The 22,353-nt window shown below is 56.8% G+C and carries 19 protein-coding genes; 16 read left to right on the top strand and 3 right to left on the bottom strand.

Going from position 1 to position 22,353, the window contains the following annotated elements; translation table 11 throughout:
• The first annotated feature begins 21 nt into the window (after window positions 1-21).
• From BMZ79_RS20555 to BMZ79_RS34740, 3 genes are all read left to right on the top strand, one after another.
• Window positions 22-1,827 (top strand): sensor histidine kinase, encoded by a 1,806-nt coding sequence (locus BMZ79_RS20555; RefSeq protein WP_090643152.1) that lies wholly within the window; start codon window positions 22-24, stop codon window positions 1,825-1,827.
• A gap of 198 nt (window positions 1,828-2,025) precedes the next feature.
• Entirely contained in the window at window positions 2,026-2,241 is a 216-nt protein-coding gene (locus tag BMZ79_RS35600; protein ID WP_218154749.1) for an SDR family NAD(P)-dependent oxidoreductase, read from the top strand.
• The gene (locus BMZ79_RS34740; RefSeq protein WP_371263766.1) at window positions 2,241-2,402 is read left to right on the top strand and encodes an SDR family oxidoreductase; all 162 of its coding nucleotides are present in this window, start codon (window positions 2,241-2,243) and stop codon (window positions 2,400-2,402) included. The genes BMZ79_RS35600 and BMZ79_RS34740 overlap by 1 nt, the downstream gene beginning before the upstream one ends.
• A 147-nt stretch (window positions 2,403-2,549) precedes the next feature.
• Here the strand turns inward: BMZ79_RS34740 and BMZ79_RS20545 are convergent, their stop codons facing one another.
• Window positions 2,550-3,353 (bottom strand): AraC family transcriptional regulator, encoded by an 804-nt coding sequence (locus BMZ79_RS20545; protein ID WP_090643149.1) that lies wholly within the window; start codon window positions 3,351-3,353, stop codon window positions 2,550-2,552.
• A 132-nt stretch (window positions 3,354-3,485) separates the two neighbouring features.
• Here BMZ79_RS20545 and BMZ79_RS20540 point away from each other — a divergent pair, with 132 nt between their 5' ends.
• The 7 genes from BMZ79_RS20540 (at window position 3,486) to BMZ79_RS20510 (ending at window position 13,766) form a co-directional block, all read left to right on the top strand.
• Window positions 3,486-5,735 (top strand): FAD-dependent oxidoreductase, encoded by a 2,250-nt coding sequence (locus BMZ79_RS20540; protein WP_090643147.1) that lies wholly within the window; start codon window positions 3,486-3,488, stop codon window positions 5,733-5,735.
• A 203-nt stretch (window positions 5,736-5,938) separates the two neighbouring features.
• Complete coding sequence (locus tag BMZ79_RS20535; RefSeq protein ID WP_090643144.1) at window positions 5,939-7,492, top strand: response regulator; 1,554 nt, start codon at window positions 5,939-5,941, stop codon at window positions 7,490-7,492.
• A gap of 6 nt (window positions 7,493-7,498) precedes the next feature.
• The gene (locus BMZ79_RS20530; RefSeq protein WP_090643141.1) at window positions 7,499-9,256 is read left to right on the top strand and encodes a cache domain-containing sensor histidine kinase; all 1,758 of its coding nucleotides are present in this window, start codon (window positions 7,499-7,501) and stop codon (window positions 9,254-9,256) included.
• A 234-nt stretch (window positions 9,257-9,490) separates the two neighbouring features.
• On the top strand, window positions 9,491-10,351 hold the full coding sequence (locus BMZ79_RS20525; protein WP_256252938.1) for an ABC transporter permease: 861 nt from the start codon (window positions 9,491-9,493) through the stop codon (window positions 10,349-10,351).
• Window positions 10,345-11,205: a carbohydrate ABC transporter permease gene (locus BMZ79_RS20520; protein WP_090643136.1), complete on the top strand. Its 861-nt coding sequence runs from the start codon at window positions 10,345-10,347 to the stop codon at window positions 11,203-11,205. Before BMZ79_RS20525 ends, BMZ79_RS20520 begins: the two co-directional genes overlap by 7 nt.
• 169 nt (window positions 11,206-11,374) lie before the next feature.
• On the top strand, window positions 11,375-12,907 hold the full coding sequence (locus tag BMZ79_RS20515) for an extracellular solute-binding protein (protein WP_090643134.1): 1,533 nt from the start codon (window positions 11,375-11,377) through the stop codon (window positions 12,905-12,907).
• A gap of 19 nt (window positions 12,908-12,926) precedes the next feature.
• A complete protein-coding gene (locus BMZ79_RS20510; RefSeq protein WP_090643131.1) occupies window positions 12,927-13,766 on the top strand; it encodes a phytanoyl-CoA dioxygenase family protein in 840 nt (279 codons plus the stop codon).
• Between the two features lie 398 nt (window positions 13,767-14,164).
• Here BMZ79_RS20510 and BMZ79_RS20505 read toward each other — a convergent pair whose 3' ends face one another.
• On the bottom strand, window positions 14,165-14,530 hold the full coding sequence (locus BMZ79_RS20505; protein WP_143089008.1) for a hypothetical protein: 366 nt from the start codon (window positions 14,528-14,530) through the stop codon (window positions 14,165-14,167).
• Window positions 14,531-14,798: 268 nt separating this feature from the next.
• On the opposite strand from BMZ79_RS20505, the gene BMZ79_RS20500 reads away from it, so the two are divergent.
• Window positions 14,799-15,467: a Type 1 glutamine amidotransferase-like domain-containing protein gene (locus tag BMZ79_RS20500; protein ID WP_090643126.1), complete on the top strand. Its 669-nt coding sequence runs from the start codon at window positions 14,799-14,801 to the stop codon at window positions 15,465-15,467.
• 120 nt (window positions 15,468-15,587) lie between these two features.
• Here the strand turns inward: BMZ79_RS20500 and BMZ79_RS20495 are convergent, their stop codons facing one another.
• Window positions 15,588-16,007, bottom strand: coding sequence for a YmaF family protein (locus BMZ79_RS20495; protein ID WP_090643124.1), 420 nt, complete (start codon window positions 16,005-16,007; stop codon window positions 15,588-15,590).
• 200 nt (window positions 16,008-16,207) lie between these two features.
• Between BMZ79_RS20495 and BMZ79_RS20490 the strand changes: the two genes are divergently transcribed.
• The 5 genes from BMZ79_RS20490 (at window position 16,208) to BMZ79_RS20470 (ending at window position 22,351) form a co-directional block, all read left to right on the top strand.
• A complete protein-coding gene (locus BMZ79_RS20490; protein ID WP_090643121.1) occupies window positions 16,208-16,660 on the top strand; it encodes a VOC family protein in 453 nt (150 codons plus the stop codon).
• A 151-nt stretch (window positions 16,661-16,811) separates the two neighbouring features.
• Complete coding sequence (locus BMZ79_RS20485) at window positions 16,812-17,345, top strand: GNAT family N-acetyltransferase (RefSeq protein ID WP_090643119.1); 534 nt, start codon at window positions 16,812-16,814, stop codon at window positions 17,343-17,345.
• Between the two features lie 426 nt (window positions 17,346-17,771).
• The gene (locus BMZ79_RS20480) at window positions 17,772-18,437 is read left to right on the top strand and encodes an ABC transporter ATP-binding protein (protein WP_371263755.1); all 666 of its coding nucleotides are present in this window, start codon (window positions 17,772-17,774) and stop codon (window positions 18,435-18,437) included.
• Window positions 18,430-19,443 (top strand): efflux RND transporter periplasmic adaptor subunit, encoded by a 1,014-nt coding sequence (locus BMZ79_RS20475; protein ID WP_177222239.1) that lies wholly within the window; start codon window positions 18,430-18,432, stop codon window positions 19,441-19,443. The genes BMZ79_RS20480 and BMZ79_RS20475 overlap by 8 nt, the downstream gene beginning before the upstream one ends.
• 40 nt (window positions 19,444-19,483) lie before the next feature.
• Window positions 19,484-22,351 carry an ABC transporter permease gene (locus BMZ79_RS20470; RefSeq protein ID WP_256252916.1) on the top strand — a complete coding sequence of 956 codons (2,868 nt, stop codon included), beginning with the start codon at window positions 19,484-19,486 and terminating at the stop codon, window positions 22,349-22,351.
• The last annotated feature ends 2 nt before the right edge of the window (window positions 22,352-22,353 follow it).

Here is a 22,353-nt window from a genome sequence, read left to right as displayed (position 1 = left end):
CGAACGGAGCGGCAGGCCGCCATGAAGACCAGTAAACTGAAATTGAAACATCAAATCTGGCTGATCTTTTTTATCGCCATCGCGCTGTTCGCCGTCATGGTCGTGTATTTCTTTTATAGCTTCTCTCATCTAACGCAAGCTAGAGCCGCCAAATTCGGCAATCAAATGATCGAGCAAACCCGAAGCAAGATCGATTCCGTGTTCAACGACATTCGCGTCAGCGCCGGCATCGCGGTCAACAGCAAACTGATCCAGGAATATGCCGTCGAGGACGACGATTACAAGAGAGCGTTCGATAGCGGCAATTATGCGCTGGATCTCATGGACTATATGAGATCCTTTAATTCGTACGTGAACGGAATCGTGATCGACGACATTCGGGGAAAGCAGCTGTACAGCTTGGATTCCTCGGGCGGCGATATTTTCTTTCTCCACCGGTATGCGAGCTTTATCCGGACGTATAAGGACGATCCTTCTCTTCGGGATCAAGGGATGTTCACGACCCTGTTAAAAGACGATCGAACGAAAACGGAACAGTTTTTCTATATCGCGCAGATCGTGGAATCGATCGGAGGGATTCATTTCTCGCAACTAACGGGCTACTGCACCGTGATGATCGACATGGACAAGCTGCAGAGCCTCGTGGAAAATACGGAATTGACGCCCAACTCCACCTTGTACATTCTGAATAGCCAGGATGAGGTCATTGCGTCCACGACTGCCAAGGCCCGGGGCACATGGTTCAAGGATGCGCTGTCCAGGGACAAGGACGTCCTGCTTAACGGCGTGAAGACAACCATCGGCGGGGAAGAGATCCTCGTCCAGGTCAAAGGCTTGGAGCAGGCGGACGGGTGGCGGATCGTGAGCATGATTCCGGTTCATGAACTGACGGCGGACATGAACCCCATGCGGAAGGTCAGCATTATCGTGGGGATCGGGATTATTTTCATCCTGATGATGATGGGCATTTTCTTTATGAACAATCTGATGGGCCCGGTGATGGGGCTTGTCATGGATATGAAGCGGGTAGGGAGAAGGGACAGGGGGTTCCGCATTAAAGTCCGGTCAACCAACGAGGTAGGCTCGCTGGCCCGCGACATCAATCGGATGATGGACGAAATGGACGGTATGACAAGGGAGATGTTCACTACCCAAGCTCGCTTGCACAAGTCCGAGCTGAGCCAGAAGCAGGCGGAGTTTTCCGCCCTGCAGAGCCAGATCAACCCGCATTTCCTCTATAATACGCTGAATTGCATCAGCGGCATCGGATTGGAATACGGCAGCAGGGAGATCGCGCAAATCACGTCCTGCATGTCCAAAATTTTCCGTTACAGCATCAAACAAGACGAGCTTGTACAGCTTCGGGAAGAAGTGGAGTGCATACAGGCCTATATCAAGATTATCGCCATTCGGTACGAGAATAAATTCGCGATGAGCATGGAGGTCGAGGAAGGGCTGCTCGAGCTGAAAACCCCCAAGATGATCCTGCAGCCCCTTGTCGAGAATGCCGTCTATCACGGGCTCGAGCGAATGGACCAAGGGGGAAGGCTTCAAGTGACCGGGTGCCTGGAAGCGAATGGCGATGTATGCGTCCGAATTATGGATACCGGGAAGGGGATGGAGCCCGGGGAGCTGGCCGCCCTCCAGACGAAGCTGGACATGGAAGTTTCGGAACGCGAGCCGCACGGCCATTCGGCGAAAAGCATCGGACTGACCAATATCCACGACAGGCTGCGGCTTCTGTTCGGCGCGCGTTACGGAATCGCCATCGACAGCCGGACGGGTTACGGAACGACCGTAACCGTCAAAATTCCGTCGCTGCGCTAAGCATCGAAACGGAAATAAACGCGATGCGACAGGGGGAGGGGCTGTGCGTTCCGGTTCGTCACGCTGCTGATGTTTGCATGGAGCGTCGCGGCGACGTTTGTGTATTTGTTGGGAGTAACCGTCACGGAAGAGCAATTCGGTCACGTGGAATCGTGGTCCTCAACGCCGCCAACGTGAAACACGGCGCGCGCGAGCTTCATTGCCCTCAAAGAAGCCGCGATCCGAGTCCCTGACGGAGGGCGGATCGTGGCAATCTCGGCCGGACTGACACGCATGCCCCGTCCCGGAACGGGCGTCTACGCAGCGAGCAAGGCGGCTGCCGACCGATTGGTTCGCGTGCATGCGCATGAAATCGGCGCTCGGGGCATCACCGTCAACAGCGTGCTTCCCGACACGACTTCACGCCGACTTTAATTCAGGCCGGACAGGCGGTTATCGACGGAGAGATTGCCAAAACACCGCTAGCCCGCGCAGGAACGCCGGAAGACATTGCCGACATTGTCGGGTTCCTGGCATCGGATCAAGCGCGATGGATCACCGGTCAGACAATCGGCGCCGGCGGAGGGATGTTCTGAACCCATTCGCGAAGCATCATGCCGAGGTTCGCGTTCGCAAGCGCGCCAGCCTCAACAACCCCTTCGTAAATACGAAGGGGTTGTTTGCGTTTCGCGAGAGACGGGGAAGGAAACGGTGTTGACATCATTTGCTTGTCGTGACTTTGGCTACACCCGATGCGCTTTCCGGTAAAAGGAAGGGGTCATGCCGCGCTTTTGGCGAAACACGCGGCTTAAATAAAAGCCGTTTTCGTACCCGCACCGGGAAGCGATTTTATCCATGCTGAGGGTGGTTTCCTCCAGCAGCCGGCAAGCCCGGGCAAGCCTAAGCTCCGTGACGAATTCGGACGGCGTCATGCCATAGGCCGCGCGGAACCGCCGGGTGAGCTGAACCGGCGTCAGCTTCAGCGCATGCGCCAAACTCCGCATGTTCAACGGCGCGTAGGCATGGACCGTCATGTGCCGATGCGCTTCCTGCAGCTCCGAGGGGATGCCGCCCTGTACCGGATTCGCATCAGCTCCCCGCTCCAAGCTCGACAGCCGCAGCAGGTCGTTCAAGAGATGCTGTTTATGCGCCTGCGCGATCCGGTCCCGTTCCGCTGCCAGCCGCTTCAAATAATGGAAGTCGGACGACAATCGTTCCGTATCCGCAACGCTGATTTTCCCCTTGGGTCCAAGCTCTTCCGCGGACCAAAATTCCGTATCCGCCTCCGCATCCGCCTCCCAGCCGAAATGGAAGAAGTGAAAGCTAAGCGGGCTCACGGTTCGACGATGGAACCATGTATTCGGCGGACAGATTACCAAGTCGCCGAATCCGGCCTCCCCGGTATGAGCCTGTATGGAATAGACGAATCTGCCTTCTTCGGCGGCAAACATCGACCAGTAAGGATAACGATCGCGGTCGAGCGCGAACCGTTCTTTCCGGTCCCAGTACACATGCGAAACCAACCGTGCGTCTTCACCCGACTTCATCCGCGTCCCCGCCTTTGTTGAACCCTGAAATAAAGTATATCCCTAATCGTAATACGGTGCATGTTATTTGGAAAGAGGAACTTATATGATGAAATTACGGATATTCAACCTATATGAAGGAGTGAACGCGATATGAGGCAGGAGGTCGTCTCGTCGGATATTACGGTTGTCGGCGGCGGGTTGGCGGGGGTTTGCGCGGCGGTCGCCGCGGCCCGGCTGGGCAGAACGGTGTCGCTGGTTCAGAACCGGCCCGTGCTCGGCGGAAATTCCAGCAGCGAGGTGCGGGTATGGGTGTGCGGCGCTACGGCGCACGGAACGCACCGCTATGCGAGGGAAACCGGCATCATGGGCGAAATGTTCATTGAAAACCAGTATCGCAATATGGAAGGAAACCCCTATTTTTGGGATTTGGTCGTCATGGAGACGGTGCGGGCGGAGACGAATATCCGCTTATTCCTCAATACGGACGTGCATGAAGTAGAAGCCGACGGAGACGAGGATCATCGGACGATACGCTCCGTTACCGGCTGGATGATGGGATCGGAGCGGCGGATCCGATTCGAAAGCGCCGTGTATCTCGATTGCTCGGGCGACGGGCTGGTGGGGTTTCTCGCCGGAGCCAAGCATCGCGTCGGCCGCGAGGCGAGAGACGAATATAACGAGGATTGGGCGCCTGCCTTTGCCGACGACATCACGCTCGGCAGCACGCTCCTGTTCTACACGAAGGATGCAGGCCAGCCGGTGACCTACATCCCGCCTTCTTTCGCCAAAGACATCGCGCAGACGACGATTCCGTTGAAACGGGTCATTCGCAGCGGCGATAACGGCTGCGCCTATTGGTGGATCGAATGGGGCGGCGAATTCGATACCGTTCACGATAACGAGCGGATACGCGATGAGCTGTGGGCCGCGATTTACGGGATTTGGGATTATATCAAAAACTCGGGCAAATTCGATGCGGAGACGATGACGCTGGAATGGGTCGGCTCTCTCCCCGGAAAAAGGGAGTATCGCCGATTTATCGGCGATTACGTGCTCAATCAGAACGACATCGTGGCGCAGCGCGAATTCGAGGACCGCATCGCGTTCGGCGGATGGTCCATCGATCTGCATCCGCCGCAAGGCATGTATTCGACTGAAAGCGGATCCAAGCACCTGCATATGGACGGCATCTACCATATTCCGTTCCGTTCGCTGTATTCCGCGAACGTCGGCAATTTGCTCATGGCCGGCCGCGACATCAGCGCGTCGCACGTTGCGTTCGGCACGACGCGGGTCATGGCGACCTGCGCCGTCATCGGGGAAGCCGCGGGCACCGGGGCGGCTTTAAGCGTGGAGAAGGGCATCACGCCGCGAGAGCTGCATAACGGCCATCTGCATGCGTTGCAGCAAACGATGCTGAGGCAGGATGCCTCGATTATCGGATTGCGCAACGAGGATCCGGCCGACCTGGCGCTGCGGGCGAACGTCAAGGCATCAAGCACGATGACCCGTCTCGCGGCGGACACGCCGGCGGAAGCCTATCCGCTTGCGTCCGACGTCGGCTTGCTGCTGCCGGCGGACCCGGACGTGGACGGCATCGAACTGTTGGTCGATGCCGCGGAGGCGGCGACGCTGACGGTCGAGCTCTGGAATACGGGCCGCGGCGAGAACTACGTGCCGCATACGCTGCAGACGGCAGCATCGACGCAGGTGGGCAAAGGCGCCAAGCAGTGGGTGAAGCTGGACGTTCGCTGGAAACCGGCTGCGCCGCAGAATGCTTTTCTTGTAATAAAGGGCAACGAACGGCTGTCGTTGTACGTGTCCGCTCAACCGCAAACGGGCGTCCTGTCGTTCGTCAAAGGACCGACGCCGATCGTATCGGCAGACCTCGAGGACCATCAGCCGTCGCAGCCCGTCATCCAATGGAGCATGCGGCCGTTCGTTCGCAAGCCGTTCTGCTTCCGTCTGCTATCGCGGACCGATGCGTTCTCCCCGGAGAAAGCCGTCGACGGCTATCACCGTCCGTATGCGGGGCCGCATCAGTGGTCGTCCGTCGCCATGCGGCCGGACGCGCCGGAGTGGTTGGAGCTGAATTGGGCGAAGCAGGCGAATGTCCGGTCGGTCCACGTTACGTTCAACGACGACGTCAACGAGGACTTGATCAATCTTCATCACCACCGCACGCCGTTTCCAATCATGCCGGAACTCGTCCGAAACTATGCCGTTGAGGGCTATGCGAACGGCGAATGGATTACGATGGCGGAAGAACAAAACAATCATAAACGCAAACGCGTCCACACGCTTGACGCGGCGGTCGCCACGGACCGGATCCGGATCTCGGTTTACGCGACGAACGGAAGTCCGTGCGCCGAAATCGTCGAAGTCCGGGTGTACGAATAGATCATAGGGAATACAAATAAGATGGTACTGCGGCTGTTCCGCAGGCCATCTTCTTGCTGTCCGCTTCTAATGGTTCGATTCTATTTAATTGTTAGTGATCGTTTCTAGTTGTTCGATTCTATTTAATTGTTAGTGATCGCTGCTAGTTGATCGCTTCCAGTTGATTGTTTCTAGTTGATTGTTTCTATCGGGGGAGGGGCCACATGAACGACGATCGATTCACGGTATTGGTGGTCGACGACGAACTGCCGATCCGGCAGGAGCTTCGTTTGTTTGCCTGGGAGCAGCATCAGGCCGAATGGATCGGAGAAGCGGAGAACGGCGAGGAAGCGCTGCGTTTTTGCCGATGCCTTGCTCCCGATATCGTCATCACGGACATTACGATGCCAGTCATGAACGGACTCGAGCTGTTTCGAAGCTTGAAGTCGGAGTTCCCTCGCATCCAGGTGATTCTGCTGACCTGCCACTCGGAATTCGCTTATGCGAAGGAAGCGGTCAAGCTCGGCGCGGTAGAGTACCTTGTGAAAGTCGCGATGGATGACGGCGATCTCGCGGAAGCCTTGCAGCGGGCGAAGGAGAGCGCGTATCGCGAAAAATCGCTGCGGCAAAGCGAGGCGGAACGCCTGCGGCGGAAGAGGTCGGAGCAGCTCATGGTCATGACTCGACAGCCTGCCGATGACGGCGGGCTCGCGGCCTGGCTGCAAGCCGCTTTTCAAAGCCGGTTTCCGTTACGGCTGGCCGCCCTGCATGCGGAATCGAGAAAAGAAAGCCGTTTATTCGTTCATCAAGCCATCGAAGAGTCGCTGACGACGCTGGAGAACCTGAAGCCGTTTTCTTGGTTTCCGGCCGATACGGGCATTTACGTGCTTATGTTTCGTGCGGAAGAAGGCGATCCGCCGGAAGTTTGGCGCGAAATGGAGACGATCACGGAAGAGCTGTATCGCTCGATCGATTTCAGGCTTCCTTTTCTTAGCGATGCGTACAGGCTATACGGCGTCATCAGCGAGCCCATCCGGAGAAGCGCGGATTTTGGCGCTGCGTACCGCGGCGTTTGCGAAAGGCCGGATGCGGTCTTCTATGACGGCACCGGCCGGGTATTTCCGATGCCGTCAGCCGGACCGGCTTCGCTTGACGAACATTCGGCGAACGACATGTCGGACAAGCTTCGCGGAGCGCAATGGGACCGGGAGCAGCTGGCGAAGGTCATTCGCGGGGATTTCATAGATTGGGCGATGATCGGACGGTTCGCGCCCGAGGAGCTGCGCGTGTTCGTCGCCGAGCGGCTCCGGGATTGGCACCGGGAACAAGCGGCGCAAGCCGGCAGCGGGCGGAAGGCGCCAAGCCGGATCGCCGATGCCGGTACGCTCCATGAGCTGGCGGAAGTTTTCGTTCATGAGATCGAGTCGTACGCCAGGATCAAGAAGTGCCGCAGGGAAATCGCGGATGCCAAGGCGTTCATCGCGGGGAATCTGGAGAAGAATATCACGCTGAGCGCCGTTTCCCGGGAGGTCGGGTTAAGTCCGAATTATTTGAGCCGGCTGTTTCGGGAAGAAACCGGCATTTCGTTCAATGATTTCGTGACCGGGACACGAATCGAGAAGGCGACCGAATTGCTGCGGCACACCTCGCTTCGCGTATACGAGATTGCGCAGCAGGTAGGCATCCCGAGCTATCGCTATTTCTCCGCCGTCTTTCGCGAATGGACGGGAACGGCTCCGACCGAGCTAAGGTTGGCTAATCATGGTGACAAGGGGTGATGGCGAATGAACCGGATCTATCGCTGGTACCGAAGATGGAGCTTGGCGACCAGGCAGTTTCTGTTTTTGTTCATCGTCACGTTTGCGTTTTTTATCCTATTGGCCTGGAACAACTACTATCGGGCGGCCGACTTGTTTAAGAACCAGATGGTATCGGATTCCGTGGTCCTGATCGCGCGTACCAACCAGTTTCTCGACACCTATCTGGACAACAGCCGGAACGTGCTGCTGTTATTGTCGACGGACGCCAATCTGCTGCGGGAAGGGGACGGCGGCAAGTTATCCGAGTCGCTCCGGTTCATCGCCGAAAACAACGGCGCGCTCGTGAAAACGTTGTATGTCATCCGCAGGGACGGCAAGGTGTTCTCCAGCTCCCAGGTCAATTACGAGATTATCGGCAATCCGAAGCTGAACGAGATCTACGACAAGTCGCAGCAAACCTACGGGGCGGCCGTCGTGAGCCAGCCCTACGTATCGCCGCTCTCCGGCGAGACGGTAGCCATCTCCCGTCCGATCAGCGCCGACAACGGGGACATTATCGGGGTTGCGGTCATCGAGCTCGACTTGGATAAATTGAACCGGAAAATAAGCGAATTGACTTCCGGCACCTATCAGACGTTCGTCATCATGTCCGATAAGGACAAGGTGGTTACGTTCGACCGCGATAACGGCATGCTGCCGCAACGACCGGGCACGTATCACGAGGACCTTCCCGAAGCGTTCGTCGATCGGCTCGCCGGGCTCCCGGTGACGGCAACCGATTTGAGCGGGCCGACCGGCAAGCTCGTCGTCGTCAAATCCGGACAGAACCGGCTGGGCTGGACGCTGCTCGTGCTGATCAAAGACCGTTATTTCTATCAGAACGTCATCCGCCTGTTCGATAATTACAAGACGGCGGCCGGCATTTGGTTCGGGGTCCTGCTGTTCATGGCGTTTGCCATGTCCCGCTATATGACCAAATCGATCCGGATGCTGGCGGTCAAGATGGACCGGGTTCACGACATGGGCGTGATTCCGAGCCTTGTCGTGAGAAGGGAGGACGAGATCGGGCGTCTTGCCCAAAGCTTCAACGCCATGATGGAGCGGATCCGCAATCTGCTTCAGGAAACGAAGCACATGGAAGAGCGGAAGAAGCAGCTCGAATTGAAGGTGCTGCAAAGCCAGATCGCCCCCCATTTTCTGTACAATACGCTGGCCTGCATCGGAAGCCTGGCCAAGCAGCATCGGACCAAAGAGGTCAAGGAAACGATCAGGGCGCTTGTCGGCGTGCTATCGTTCAGCTTCGATAAAACATCGGAATTCTTGACGGTGGAGGAAGAACTGGAAGGGCTGAACATGTACATGCAAATCCAGAAGATCCGGTATGGAGACAAATTCAGGTATGAGCAGGACATCGATCCCGAAGCGTTGTCTTGCCGGATCCTGAAGCTGACGCTGCAGCCGATCTTGGAGAATGCGGTCTTTCACGGGATCGCGCCCAGCCGCCGCGAAGACGGACTCATTCGCGTCCGGGGATCCGTGCGCAAAGGGAAACTGCGGTTCTTTATCCGCGATAACGGAACCGGGATGGAGAAGCCGATGCTCTTGAAAGCGCTTAACGAGCAGCGGGCGGATCATATCGGAGAGCACGTCTCCGGCATCGGAATGGCGAACGTTCACCATCGTCTGCGGCTTCGCTACGGCGCGTCTTACGGGCTAAGGATCGGCAGCCGGCCGAATCAGGGAACGGTCGTCTGCATTACGATCCCCGTTGTGCGAAGATGATCGGAAAGAGTGTCGGTTTTGTGCTTGATTTCGTAAGATCGCTGCATAGTTAAGGCGAAGCTTGCCTTGCTATACTTGGGTTGGCCATTCGACGAATGCGCTTACAACGAAGCGAGGTGATCCTATGCTATGAACCAACGGACCGCAGTGCCGCCCGTGCGGGAACCCGCGCCGAAACCGGGCGTCGTCTCCGGCCTCGGCAGAACCATTTGGCGCTACAAGGCCTTTTATTTGATGCTGTTGCCGGGACTCGTTTATTATATCGTCTTCAAATACATCCCGATGTACGGCGTCATCATCGCGTTCAAGGATTTCAACATGATGGAAGGGATCTGGAACAGCTCGTGGGCAAGCCCGTGGAACAAGCATTTTTTAACCTTTTTTCATTCGCCTTACTTCTCGCAGCTGCTGACGAACACGTTCCTGATCAGCCTTTACAAGCTGATTTTCGGCATGATACCGCCCATTGCCATGGCGCTGCTGCTTAACGAATGCCGGATCAAATGGTTCAAGTCGCTGATCCAAACCTTAACGTATATGCCGCATTTCTTGTCCTGGGTGATCATCTACGGCATTTTGCTCGCGCTGCTGTCCCAAAGCTCCGGATTGGTGAATCAATGGGTGAAAGACGCGGGGGGAGAGGCCATTCCCTTCCTGACCTCGACGTCCTACTTTCGGTCCATCCTGGTCGGATCGGAAATTTGGCAGAATCTGGGCTGGGGAGCGATCATCTATTTGGCCGCGATTTCCGGCATCGACCCTACGCTTTACGAGGCGGCGCGGGTGGACGGCGCGGGACGAATGCGGATGATCTGGCACATTACGCTCCCCGGCATCCGGACCGTCATCATCATGCTGCTGATCTTGAACCTGGGCCATATCCTCGATGCCGGCTTCGAGCAAATTTACATCATGTACAACATCCAAGTGTATGCCGTCGCCGACATTCTCGATACCTGGGTGTTCCGTACCGGTCTGCAGCAGCTGAATTTCAGCCTGGCGTCCGCGGTCGGATTGTTCAAGGCCGCGATCGGGCTGATCCTGGTGCTGGGATCGAACAAACTCGCGAAGCGTTGGGGGGAAGGCATATGGTAAAAAGCGCGAACGACCGCATCGCGAACGCCATTGTCTTCGTGATCCTGCTAGCTTGCGGGCTAGTCGCGGTATTCCCGCTGCTGTACGTCCTATCCGTCTCGCTCACGCCGTTCAGCGAGGTGCTCAAAAACGGCGGCTTCATCCTCGTTCCGAGATCGATCACGTTCGACGCGTACCATAAGCTGCTCACGGAATCGAATATCCCCCGCGCGTTCGGCGTTACCGTGCTGATCACGGTCGTCGGCACGATGCTCAATATGGCCATCACGGCGTTAATGGCTTATCCGCTCAGCCGCAAGCAGCTGCCGGGCCGCAATTTTTTTCTCATGATGGTCGTGTTTACCCTGCTGTTCAGCGGCGGGATCATCCCGACTTACCTGGTCGTCAAGTCGCTCGGGCTGCTGGATTCGATTTGGGCGATGATTTTGCCCAACCTCGTGTGGAGCTTCAACGTGCTCATTATGAAGAGCTTCTACGAGTCGCTCCCCGAAGAGCTGTTCGAATCCGCGAGAATCGACGGAGCCAAGGAATTTCGCATCCTGCTGCAAATCGTCGTCCCGCTGTCCGTGCCGGTCACGCTGACCATCGGACTGTTCTACACGGTGGGCCACTGGAACGAATTTTTTCAAGCCATCATGTTCGTGACCGACCGGTCGCTGTTTCCGCTTCAGGTGGTCGTGCGGGAGATTTTGATTCAAACGCAGCAGCCGCTCGAAAACGCCGAAAATATGACGCCGAGCGAAACGCTGCAAATGGCTTCCGTTATTCTGGCCAGCCTGCCCATTATTATCGTGTATCCGTTTTTGCAAAAGCACTTTACGAAAGGCATGCTGCTCGGCTCCGTCAAAGGTTGAAGCTCGGCACCCCGTTACTGCAGGAACGGGCGAGGCCGGTTGAAACAATACAAGCGTTTAAGCGCCTGGCGAGAACGTCGGCTGACGCAAACATGACCGCTACCCGCCACTCGATCCGCCCGTCCCGCCGCTTCATCGCCCGGCCCTACTAGAAAGGGGAACCTCACTCATGAAGCGAATGTCTTCCGGTATCCTTACCGTCAGTATCCTGTCGTGCCTCGTGCTTGCGGGCTGTTCGTCCGGCAATTCCTCCAATCAGGAGTCTTCCGGCGCGCCGGAAGGCAACACCGTGAAAGCCGCCGAACCGGCCGGCGCGGTCAAACTCGACATCATCGAAACCGGCAATAACTTGCCGACCCCGGATAAGGATTTTATTAAACAAGCCATTGACAAAGCGATTCAATCGGATTTGAACTTAACCGTCTACGCGTCCGGGGATGATTACAAAAACCAGTTGAACGTGCGGCTGGCATCCGGTAATTTTCCCGATCTGTTCCAGGTGCCGGACCGCGCTTCGCTGAAGCAATTCGTGGAGCAGGGGCTGTTGCTCGATTTGACCCCCTACATGGATAAGCTGCAGCCGGTCAAAGGGTTTATCGGCGACGATAGCCTGAAGAAGACGACGATGGACGGCAAGGTCTACGCCATTCCGAAAGCGCCCAACATCCCGTACAATACCTATTGGATCCGCAAGGATTGGCTCGATAAGCTCGGCCTCCAGCCCCCTGCGACGACCGACGAATTTCTGAACGTGGTGAAGGCGTTCGCCGATCAAGACCCCGACGGCAACGGCAAGAAGGACACGCTTGGGCTGACCGGCAGCAAGCTCTCCGCGTTCGCCCCGATCTTCGGCGCATTCGGCGTCGGAGACCCAAACACGTTCTACGTCAAGGACGGGAAGCTGACCAATTCCTTGTACGACCCGGCGATGAAAGACGCGCTCGGCTATATCAAGAAGCTGATCGACACCGGGGCCGTCGACCCGGAAATCATGGCCAATACCGGCCTTCAGCATCAGGAGAAGGCGATCAAGGGGCAAGCCGGAATCGTCTGGATCGATTGGCCGAACCTCAGCAAGGATCAATTTACCGAGCAAATCAAGAAAGTGAATCCAAACGCGGATTGGATCCAGCTCGCGCCTCCGAAAGGTCCGGGCGGACAATACGACGGTCCGTTCGACATCGGCGGCACCTCCGGCATTTACGCGATTCCGAAAGCGCTGGAAAACGACAAGAATAAGCTTCAGAAAGTATTCGATCTGCTGAACTACGTTTCCGGCCAGGACGGCTCGATGCTCGTGCAGTTCGGCATCAGCGGAACGCACTACAACCTGGATGGCGATAAAGTCGTGCCAACCGAGCTGATGGGCAAGGAAGCGGGCTTCACATGGCTGTACCAGTTTACCGGCCGGCCGGAAATGACCTACCTGCAGACGAAATTCGCGCCGCAAACGAAGTACATCGAATTCGCCAACAGCCAGCCGAGAATTCAGATTCTGAACGGCTTCCTGACCAATCCCGATGGATACAATCCGGCGGACGCCGGCCGTTTCATCGAAGAAGAATTCGTGAAATTCATCTACGGCAAAAGCCCGCTCACCGGATACGACGCCTTCCTTCGGACGCTTGAATCGAGCATGAACTTCAAAACGTACATGGATGCATCGACCCAGCAGCTGGAGGAGCTCGGGTACGGCAAATAAGAAGGAGGAAGGGGTCGCCATGACAACCCAACAGCCCGATATCGCGGAGTTGGTCCGGCAATTCCACCGGGACGGTTACTTGATTCTGCGAAACGCGCTGCCGGAAGAACGGGTCGCGCGGCTTAATCTGGCCGTCGATGAACTGCTGGCCGGCGAAGCCGAGTCGCTGTCCTATAATTGGTACAACAGCGTCGAGCGGCATCCGGAAATCGCCGGACTGATCGATGAACCGGCATTGCTGCCGCTCATGGTCCATATACTCGGGTTCAATATTCAGCTGCACATCTCGCACTTAACGATGCGCAAGCCAAATCCGGACGATATCAAGACGGATTCCCAGAGCTTCATCAATTGGCATCAGGATGGACCGCATCCGCAATTTCCGCGCGTTCACGGGCTGACCTCGATCTATTACGTGAAAGTAGGCTACATCTTGAGCGACATGTCGGAACCCGATCGCGGCAATACGAAAATCATACCCGGCAGCCACCTGAAGGCCGACTTCTCGCCGGTGCAAACGGACGTGGATGTGCCGGTCCAAGGGGAAATCCAAATATGCGGCAAACCGGGCGATGCGTTTATCTTCCCGCAAAACCTCTGGCATGCCGGCGCCCCGAACCGATCCGGCTTTACGCGGCGGCAGTTGTTTATCGGCTACAGCCCGATATGGATGCGGCCGATCGATTATCACCGGGCTTCGGATCGATTGCTCGAAGGCGCTTCGCCGATCCGGCGCCAGCTCCTTGGCGATATCAGCAGCAACTGCTTCAAGTATTACGTGCCCGAAGAATCCATGGTACCGCTCAAATCGTTATGGCGGGGAGCCGGCCCCGGTCATGACGCCTATTCGAACGAATGACGCGGTAAACGAAAAAGGTGGCAGTCGATCCGGATAGATCGGCTGCCTTTTCGTATTCTTCATTATCGGGATATGTAATTAGTGCCATAAGCGGGTTCAAAGCTTTCCGTAATATGGTAGATTAAGGTAGAAAATCAAAGATAGGAGGGAAGATGGAACAACAACGCGCCGTTTTTATCCCGCTCCAGTGAAACTACCGGATGGTACCGAGCATAGCGCGGCCGATATACCGGAAGGGTACACCGCATCGTGGAGCGTGAAAGGACATACGGCCCAAGATTACAGTCCGACTAAGAAGGTTTTCGTATATGTGACGATTCAATCGGATCGCTGAAGATACGGAGTCGCAGTAGAGACCGGTTACGGATTCGGATAAAGAAAACCGCTCCGGAGAGCGGCTAAATCAATGTCTTAAGCTTGAAGAGCAGATCTCTTACGTCCTTAAGTTTGTAGCGGTTCCTTTCATCGGAGAAGTCCAATGTGAATTCTCTTGCAGTGGTCGAGATGGTTGCGACGAAAGGAAGCCTACTAAATTCCACGTCTTCGTCAGGATCAATGTTGAACGCACTGAACGTGATGTTGTTTTTTTTGATGTCCCTGAATGAAATGGAATCCAAGCTGACCGAGAGCCGATCTCCTTCGTAAGAAGTGACCTCATCCAGCGAATTGTCGGTAAGAAAGAAAACATGAAGCGCATCTACGGTTCTGAATTCAAAGGCGTATGTAATCTTTTCAAGCTCATGGAAATGCGCAATAAATGCCATGAACTTAGCGTCTTGCCAGGACGACGCTTTCAATCTTTTAAATGCATCTGTAGCCCTTGGTATCGCCTCCCTTTATTGCACGTTCGGTATGATCCGGAAAATTCCTTTATTAGTTTCAGACCAAAGAAGAGCCGGCGGGCAGGATCGTGCAAACCTGATATCGAACACAGACCATGCAGGAAGCCGAAGCTGTCCCGATAGACAACCGCACCCTGCTTTGAAACGTCTAAAGGACGACAGACGCATATAACGTTAAGGAGTGAAAGGCATGAAGTTATTGCTCACATCGGGAGGCATCATTAACACAAGCATACGCGACGCGCTGGTTGACATGCTGGGCAAGCCGATCGCCGAATCCAACGCCCTGTGCATCCCCACCGCGATGTACGGGCACCCCTGGGTCGGCCCCGGCGTCAAAACCTGGCAGTTCATCAGCGGGAATTCCGAGGATCGTCTGGTCGACCTGGGCTGGAAGTCCGTCGGCGTGCTGGAGCTCACAGCGCTGCCAAGCATCGACAAGGAGCGCTGGGTTCCGCTGGTCCGGAAGACGGACGTCCTGCTGGTGTCGGGCGGCGACGCCCTTTACCTGTGCCACTGGATGCGGCAGTCCGGATTGGCCGATCTCTTGCCGTCGCTGCGCGCCGTCTATGTGGGGCTGAGCGCCGGGAGTATGGTGATGGCACCGAATATCGGGGAGTACTTCGTGGGCTGGACGCCGCCGGGCGGTGGCGACGAAGCGCTGAAGCTGGTCGATTTCGCGATCTTTCCGCATCTGGAACACGAAATGCTGCCGGGCAACACCATGGCTGCCGCGGAGAGATGGGCCGCCGGGATGCGGGGGCCGGCGTATGCGATGGATGATCAGACCGCCATCAAAGTGATCGACGGAGCAGTCGAAGTGGTTTCCGAAGGGCAGTGGAAACTGTTTTCACCCTGATCGTTACATCGCTGCGGAGCTAACGGGACACGATCGTTCAAACGCATCTTGGAGCAGTTCGCCGGCGGCAGCTGCTCCATTATTTCGTTACGCCAATGGGCGGGATCGTTACAATTCGTATTAAAATGAAGAATAAGGCGTATGCCTAGTTGATCGACTGCCGACTTCATTGCTTGATCGCCCGCTATAGGCATGCGAATGCGGGTTACTGCCGTCGATTGTCGTAAACCCTTCAAATAAGTGGTAATGTCCGCCGCCTGGAAGCGCGATGGCGGGACCCGTGGTTCCCTGAATGCGATGCGCATGACCTTGACTCATGGAAGAAACGGTATTATAGCCGTGGACATGAGGTACACCGGTGGGGGCAGGGGCAGTCCAGCTCGCATACTGGTGAGCGTGTCCGTCATTCATGGATGTTATACCGGAAATGGAATGAACATGAACCGGGCTTCCATTGAAGGAAGTTATATAAAGTTTGTGCGAGTGCTGACGATCATCGTCTCCAGAATCCAGTACAAACCCAGTAACGGGAATTTTCATATGGGGCTCCTTCTCTTATAAGGAATAAAGTACAGGATTAGTCTATGGAGAAAGAAGATGCGGGAAGCGGCTTAAGCCCGCCCGGCACAAGCTTTAATTGTGACTAGATGTTAATTGTTAGGAAGAAATTAGAAATCTCTGATAAAATAAATAGGAAGGTGATTAGGCAGTACATTCGCACCCATAAGGAGAGAGAATTTATGGACAATAACAAATTACTACGAATGGACAATGTCGGCATCGTGGTAGAATCCCTTGACGGCGCAATCTCTTTCTTCGAGGAGATCGGCTTGAAGCTCGAAGGGCGGGCTACCGTCGAAGGCGAATGGGCTGGCCGCGTAACCGGGCTGGGTTCGCAGCATGTCGAGATTGCGATGATGGTTACCCCGGATGGCCACAGCCGCCTTGAACTTTCGCGATTTCTCACTCCGCCTCCCGTATCGGATCACCGGACTGCTCCCGTAAATGCCCTTGGGTATCTACGCGTCATGTTCGCCGTCGAAGACATTGACGAATTGGTAGCCAGGCTCATGAAGCATGGCGCTCAGCTCGTTGGCGAAGTGGTTCAATACGAAAATTCGTATCGGCTCTGCTACATTCGCGGACACGAAGGGCTTCTAATCGGTTTGGCGGAACAACTCGGAAAGAAATAAGCGACGTTGAAAATCGCATGGCGACCCGGACGGGATTCCGCTGACGAAGGCGGCCGACCAAGATGGTTCGGGGGCCTTTGTTTGACTAACGGACGATTAACACATGCGCACTTCAACTACCATTCTTTCATGATCTGCGGAGGAACAGCATATGGATGATCCGGAAAAGCCGTTTGAGTTTGTCGTAAAACCTGCTGAAGCGGTTCAAATCGATTGCGTGCATCGCATCTTCTCGCCCGGGGACTATTCCCGCCCCCAACATCGAAGATACGAGGTCCAGAGCAACGGCGAAGGCGTATATCTGATTGCTTGGCATCTCGAAGCTCCGGTCGGCGGTTTCCTCGTTCGATGGAGCGGGCCTCAGGATGAAGCAGTATCCGCTCGGATCGATGTGACGAACAGCGCCTTTCTTGAAGGCGGATTGACGATTGATGAATACCGGCGCAAAGGGGTCGCAACGGCAATCATAGGCGAAGCGGAGCGGTTGGCAAAAGAGCATGGTTGTACCCGTATCGGCTTGGAAGTCGGCAGCAGCGACAATCCGGATGCGAAACGGCTTTACGAAAAGCTCGGCTACGTCGATTGGGGCCATGGCGACTTAACGATTCGCTGGGGTTCGATGGATGCGGAAGGGAATACCAGAATGGACGCTGAAGTTGTGACCTTTATGGATAAACCGCTCTAACCGATTCGATGACTGGCCGCGGCCGCTAAGGCGCGGGCGACGTCGGATTCGAAATGGTTCGCAACCGAATGGACGAGATAGCAAACCAAATTCGGACGGGACCGGAAAACCTTTAGGGACCCGCATAAAGAGTTTCAATCGCTCATGCAAAAAGCCCAGGATGAAGATCCTGGGCTTTTTGCATGGGCAAGGAGGAAAAGCGTTTCCTTATGCATAAGAGTTCGGCGGAATATTAGCACGATCCTAAAAATATTCATAACAAATAACGGAAAATCGCATAACAGGCAATGTACTATTTAATAACCGTTTGCTATAGTAGAGTTATGGAAATGAAAGCGTTTACCGAAGCGATGCCGATTGTCAAAGGGGGGATTGATTTTGCGTGAATCAGAGGCTTCGCGGGCTCCGATACTGGATGTCCGCAACGTGACGCGCGTATTCGGAAGAGGGGAAACGCGGGTTTATGCATTAAGAGGCGCCACGCTCAGCGTCGGCGCGGGTTCCTTGATCGCGTTGAAGGGCCGGTCCGGCTCGGGCAAGACGACTTTGCTGAATATTATGGGCGCGCTGGACGCTCCGAGCGAAGGGGCGGTCTTCTATGGCGGCAGAGACGGAAGCCGAATGAGCGAACAGCAAAAAAACGAGATGAGAAAAAAAGAAATCGGGCTGATTTTTCAATCGTTCGCGTTGGTGCCGTACTTGAGCGCGTTCGAGAACGTCGAGCTGGGACTCCGGATTGCCGGCGCGCCGGCTTCCGACCGCAAACGGCTGGCCGATGAAGCGCTCTCCTTCGTCGGACTGGCGCAGCGCATGCACCATCGCCCGCAGGAGCTCTCCGGCGGCGAGCAGCAGCGCACCGCGATCGCCCGGGCCATCGCCCACAAGCCGAAGCTGATCTTGGCGGACGAACCGACGGCCGAATTGGATTCCCGCATGGGCAAACAAATCATCGAAGTATTCCGTGAACTGGTCGGCACCCTAGGCGTAAGCGTCGTGCTCACAACCCACGACCCGCACATCATGAATCTCGTCGATCAGGTTCATGCACTGGAGGATGGACGAATTGGTTCGGATACCATCAAGCGTGTCTAAAGCCCGGGCGCTGGCGCTCGGCGCGCTGCTCATCGCGAGTGCCGCGCCGGCCGGCTGCAGCTTGCTGCCGAACGAGCAGGCGCCGTTAAAGCCTCCGCTCGTCAAGCCGGCGCAGGCCGAGATTCGGACGATCGACGCCAAGAGCGGCAGCATCGTGAAGCAGGTTTCGGGCTCCGCGGCCTTCGTGCCGACGAAGATCGCGTACTATCAACCGCAGGACGCGGGCGTCATCCAGTCGGTGGACGTCAGGGCCGGCAGCGCCGTGAAGATAGGCGACGTGCTCGTCACCCTGGAGAATAACGGGTCCGACATCGAACTGCTGGAGCGCCAAATCGAATACGAACGCAAGAAGCAGGCGCTGAGCGACGCGACTCGAGACGGAGACGCGGAAAGCGCGCATATCGCCAAGCTGGATTTCGAGCTTGCCGAGCTGCTGTACGACAAGGCGAAGAAGAAGGCCGACGGCAGCGTCATTCGCGCCAAAACGGACGGCGTCGTCTCCTATTCGACCGATTTGCAGCCCGGCGATCATTTCGACGCGGGGCGCGTGCTGGCGGCGGTCGCTCAGCCGGACGGCATGCGATTGGCCCTCGAAGTAACCGCCAATCCGGCGCTTGCCGATATTAAGCTCGGCATGGAAGCGGACGTCACGTATAAGGACAAAACGTACAAGGGCAAGGTGACGCAGACGCCGGCCTCCGCTCCGGAAACCGCGGATGAACGGCTGCGCGACGAATACGGCAAGACCGTGTACATCGAGCTCGATAAGCTGCCCGAAGGCGCCGCGTTCGGCGCGCATGCGGAGGCGACGATCGTCGCGGCCCGCCGCGATAATGTCATCGTGCTTCCGAAGAGCGCGATCCGCGCGTATTTCGGCCGTACGTTCGTGCAGGTGCTGGAAGGCGAGCGGCGCAAGGAGATCGATATCGAGACCGGTCTCGCGACCGCGACGGAATACGAGATCGTGAAAGGCGTTCAGGAAGGAATGAAGATCATTCTTCCTTAAGCCACCGGGGGGAATCGAGGGAATGTTATCCGTTCTCATCATGCTGCTGCGAAAGATGGCCCGAAACTATTGGCTCGTCATCTGCTTGTTCGGCGGCATGCTCTTATGCATCGCGCTGACGTCGAGCATGCCGATCTACAAGAACGCCGTGCTGCATCATATGCTCGTACTGGACTTGGAGCGGAGCTACGAACAGACCGGGGAGCATCCGGGCATGGTCGCCGCGCAGTTCACCATGCAAACGGACAACGCGAAGGTGCAGGCGAGCGTGTTGAAGCGGTTCGACGCTTATTGGTCCTCGCATATTGCCGGGAATCCGCTGCTCCACGTGACGCAGGATCAGAAGCTGGTCGAGACGGTCCGGTTCGGGCTTGCGCCGGCCGATCCGACGCGCGTCGATCCGAACGTGAAGCGCAGCGCCAAGCTGGCCATGCGCTCCGGCATCGAAGCCCATGTCCGGCTGATCGACGGCAAACTGCCTTCGGCGGCGAAGGCGAACGGCGTCTACGAGGTCATGGTCACGGACAGCGCGCTCGGACAGCTCGGCATGCTGCTCGGACAGGAATACGACATCAAGGATCCGAAGGTGAAGGATCAAGCGATCCGCGTCAAGCCGGTCGCCGTCATCGCTGAGAAGGATCTGAACGATCCGTTCTGGGGCATGCAGGATTTGAAGAACGACCAGAACACGCTTTTCCTGCCGGAGCGGTTGTTCGAACGGGATTTCATCGCGAAGCGTCCGATCATCATCGGCAAGCTCGGCGGGACGGCGATCGGCGATTATTCGCGATTCGATCTCGATACGGCCGCTTACGCGCTGCAGCTGAAGACGAACCTGGCGCCGGATATGATGGGGGCGTACAATTATTCGGTCAGTTCCTCCGTTTCGGTGCCGGGCAGCGAGGCGATGACGGCTTACGGCGAACGGGAGAAGACGCTGCGCGCGCTGCTCTGGTCGCTGAACGTGCCGCTGTTTATTCTGATCGCGTTCTACTTCTTCATGGTGACGAGCATGCTCGTCGAACGCCAGCAGTCGGAGATCGCCGTGCTTCGCAGCCGCGGCGCGTCGCGGAAACATCTCGTCTTGATGTACGCGGTCGAATTCGGGCTGCTCGCCTTGGCGGCCTTCGCCATCGGTCCTTGGCTCGGCGTCGCCTTTACGCGCGTGCTCGGAGCGACGAGCACGTTCCTGAACTTCGTCGACCGCGGATCGATGAAGGCGGATATGGACGCCGAGAGCTGGAAATACGCGGCTGGCGCGGTAATCGCCGCCTGGGTGCTCAACCTGATTCCGGTCTTCGTCGCAACGAAACACTCGATCGTCGACCAGAAGCGGGCGAAGGCGCGCGACGGCAAACGGCCCGTTTGGCAGCTCTTCGCCGTCGACCTCGTGCTGATCGCCATCGCGTTGTACGGCCATTACGTGTTCCGGCAGCGGATGACGGATCTCGTCAAGCTGGGGCTGGACGGTAAATCGCTGTCCGCCGATCCGCTGCTCTATACGATCCCGACGCTGTTCATTCTCGGCTTCGGCCTTCTGATGATTCGGCTGTATCCGCTGTTCGTGGCGGTCGTTTACCGGATGGGCCGCAGGCTGTGGGCGCCGCAATATTACACGACGCTGCTGCTGGTCATTCGACGGAACCGCATCTATCACGGGCTCATGCTGTTTCTGATTCTGACCGTCGGCACGGGCATCTATAACGCGAATACGGCACGCACGCTGAACGTGAACATGGAAGACCAAATCCGGTACGCCGGCGGCAGCGACATCGTGCTTCGCCAGCACTGGGAGAACGATGCGCCGCCGGCCGCCTCGCCGGTTCCGCAGGCGACGCAGCCGGTGCAGTCGGCGCCGCCGCCGGACATCATCCATTACATGGAGCCGCCGTTCGAATTGATCGAATCGCTGCCGGGCGTCGATACGGCCGCAAAGGTATTTACGAAGGAAGAAGGGGAGGCCTGGCTGGGCACGAAGAGCGGCAAGGTCAAGCTGGTGGGCATCGATACGGACGCCTTCGGCAATGCCGCGTGGATGAAGGACGGCCTGACGCCGTACCCGTTCTATGATTATCTGAACGTGATCGCTTCGGATACGCATGCGGTGCTGCTGTCGAAGACCGCAGCCGATTATTACGGCGCCAAAGTCGGCGATACGCTGGACGTGGGCTGGGAAGGGATTCGTCCGACGCGCCTCGTCGTATACGGCATCGTGCCGTATTTTCCGGCCTTCAACCCGAATCCGGTCGCCGGGCCGAAGGAAGGCGACGGCAAGCCGCGGAATCCCATGCTGATCGTCGGCCACTTGGATACGATCCAAAACGAGCTCGGGATGGAGCCGTACGACGTTTGGCTGAAGCTGAAGCCCGGCGCGAACAGGCAAGCGCTGCTAGGCGAGATGGAGAAGCGGCAGATCAAGCTCGAGAAATTCGAGGATACGATCGGCAGCATTGCCGAGAGCCGCATGGATCCGTTCCGGATGGCGATCAACGGCGTCATGACGCTCGGCTTCATCATTTCGCTCGCCGTCAGCTTCCTTGGTTTCATGCTCTTCTGGCTGCTCTTGCTCCAGGGGCGCATGCTGCAATTCGGCATCTATCGCGCGATGGGGATTTCCTTCAAGCAGCTACTCGGCATGATGACCCTGGAGCAGCTGCTGACGACAGGAGCCGGCTTCTTCATCGGCATCGCGACCGGATTCGCCGCAGGGCAAATTTACGTGCCGTTGTTCCAGCTTTCCTTCGATCCGGGCCGGATCGTGCCGCCTTTCCAAGTCATTAGCGATCATGCGGACGTCTTCCGGCTCGGCATCTCGACCTGTCTCATGCTTGCCGCCGGGCTCGTCATTCTGACCTGGCTGATGAAGCGGATGAATATTCACCAAGCGGTCAAGCTCGGGGAGGATTAGCT

It is taken from the genome of Paenibacillus sp. UNC496MF (genome assembly GCF_900113915.1).
Classification (GTDB): Bacteria; Bacillota; Bacilli; order Paenibacillales; family Paenibacillaceae; genus Paenibacillus_Z; species Paenibacillus_Z artemisiicola.
Note: the sequence above shows the minus strand (reverse complement) of the source record. Positions and strands in the feature narration are given on the sequence as shown.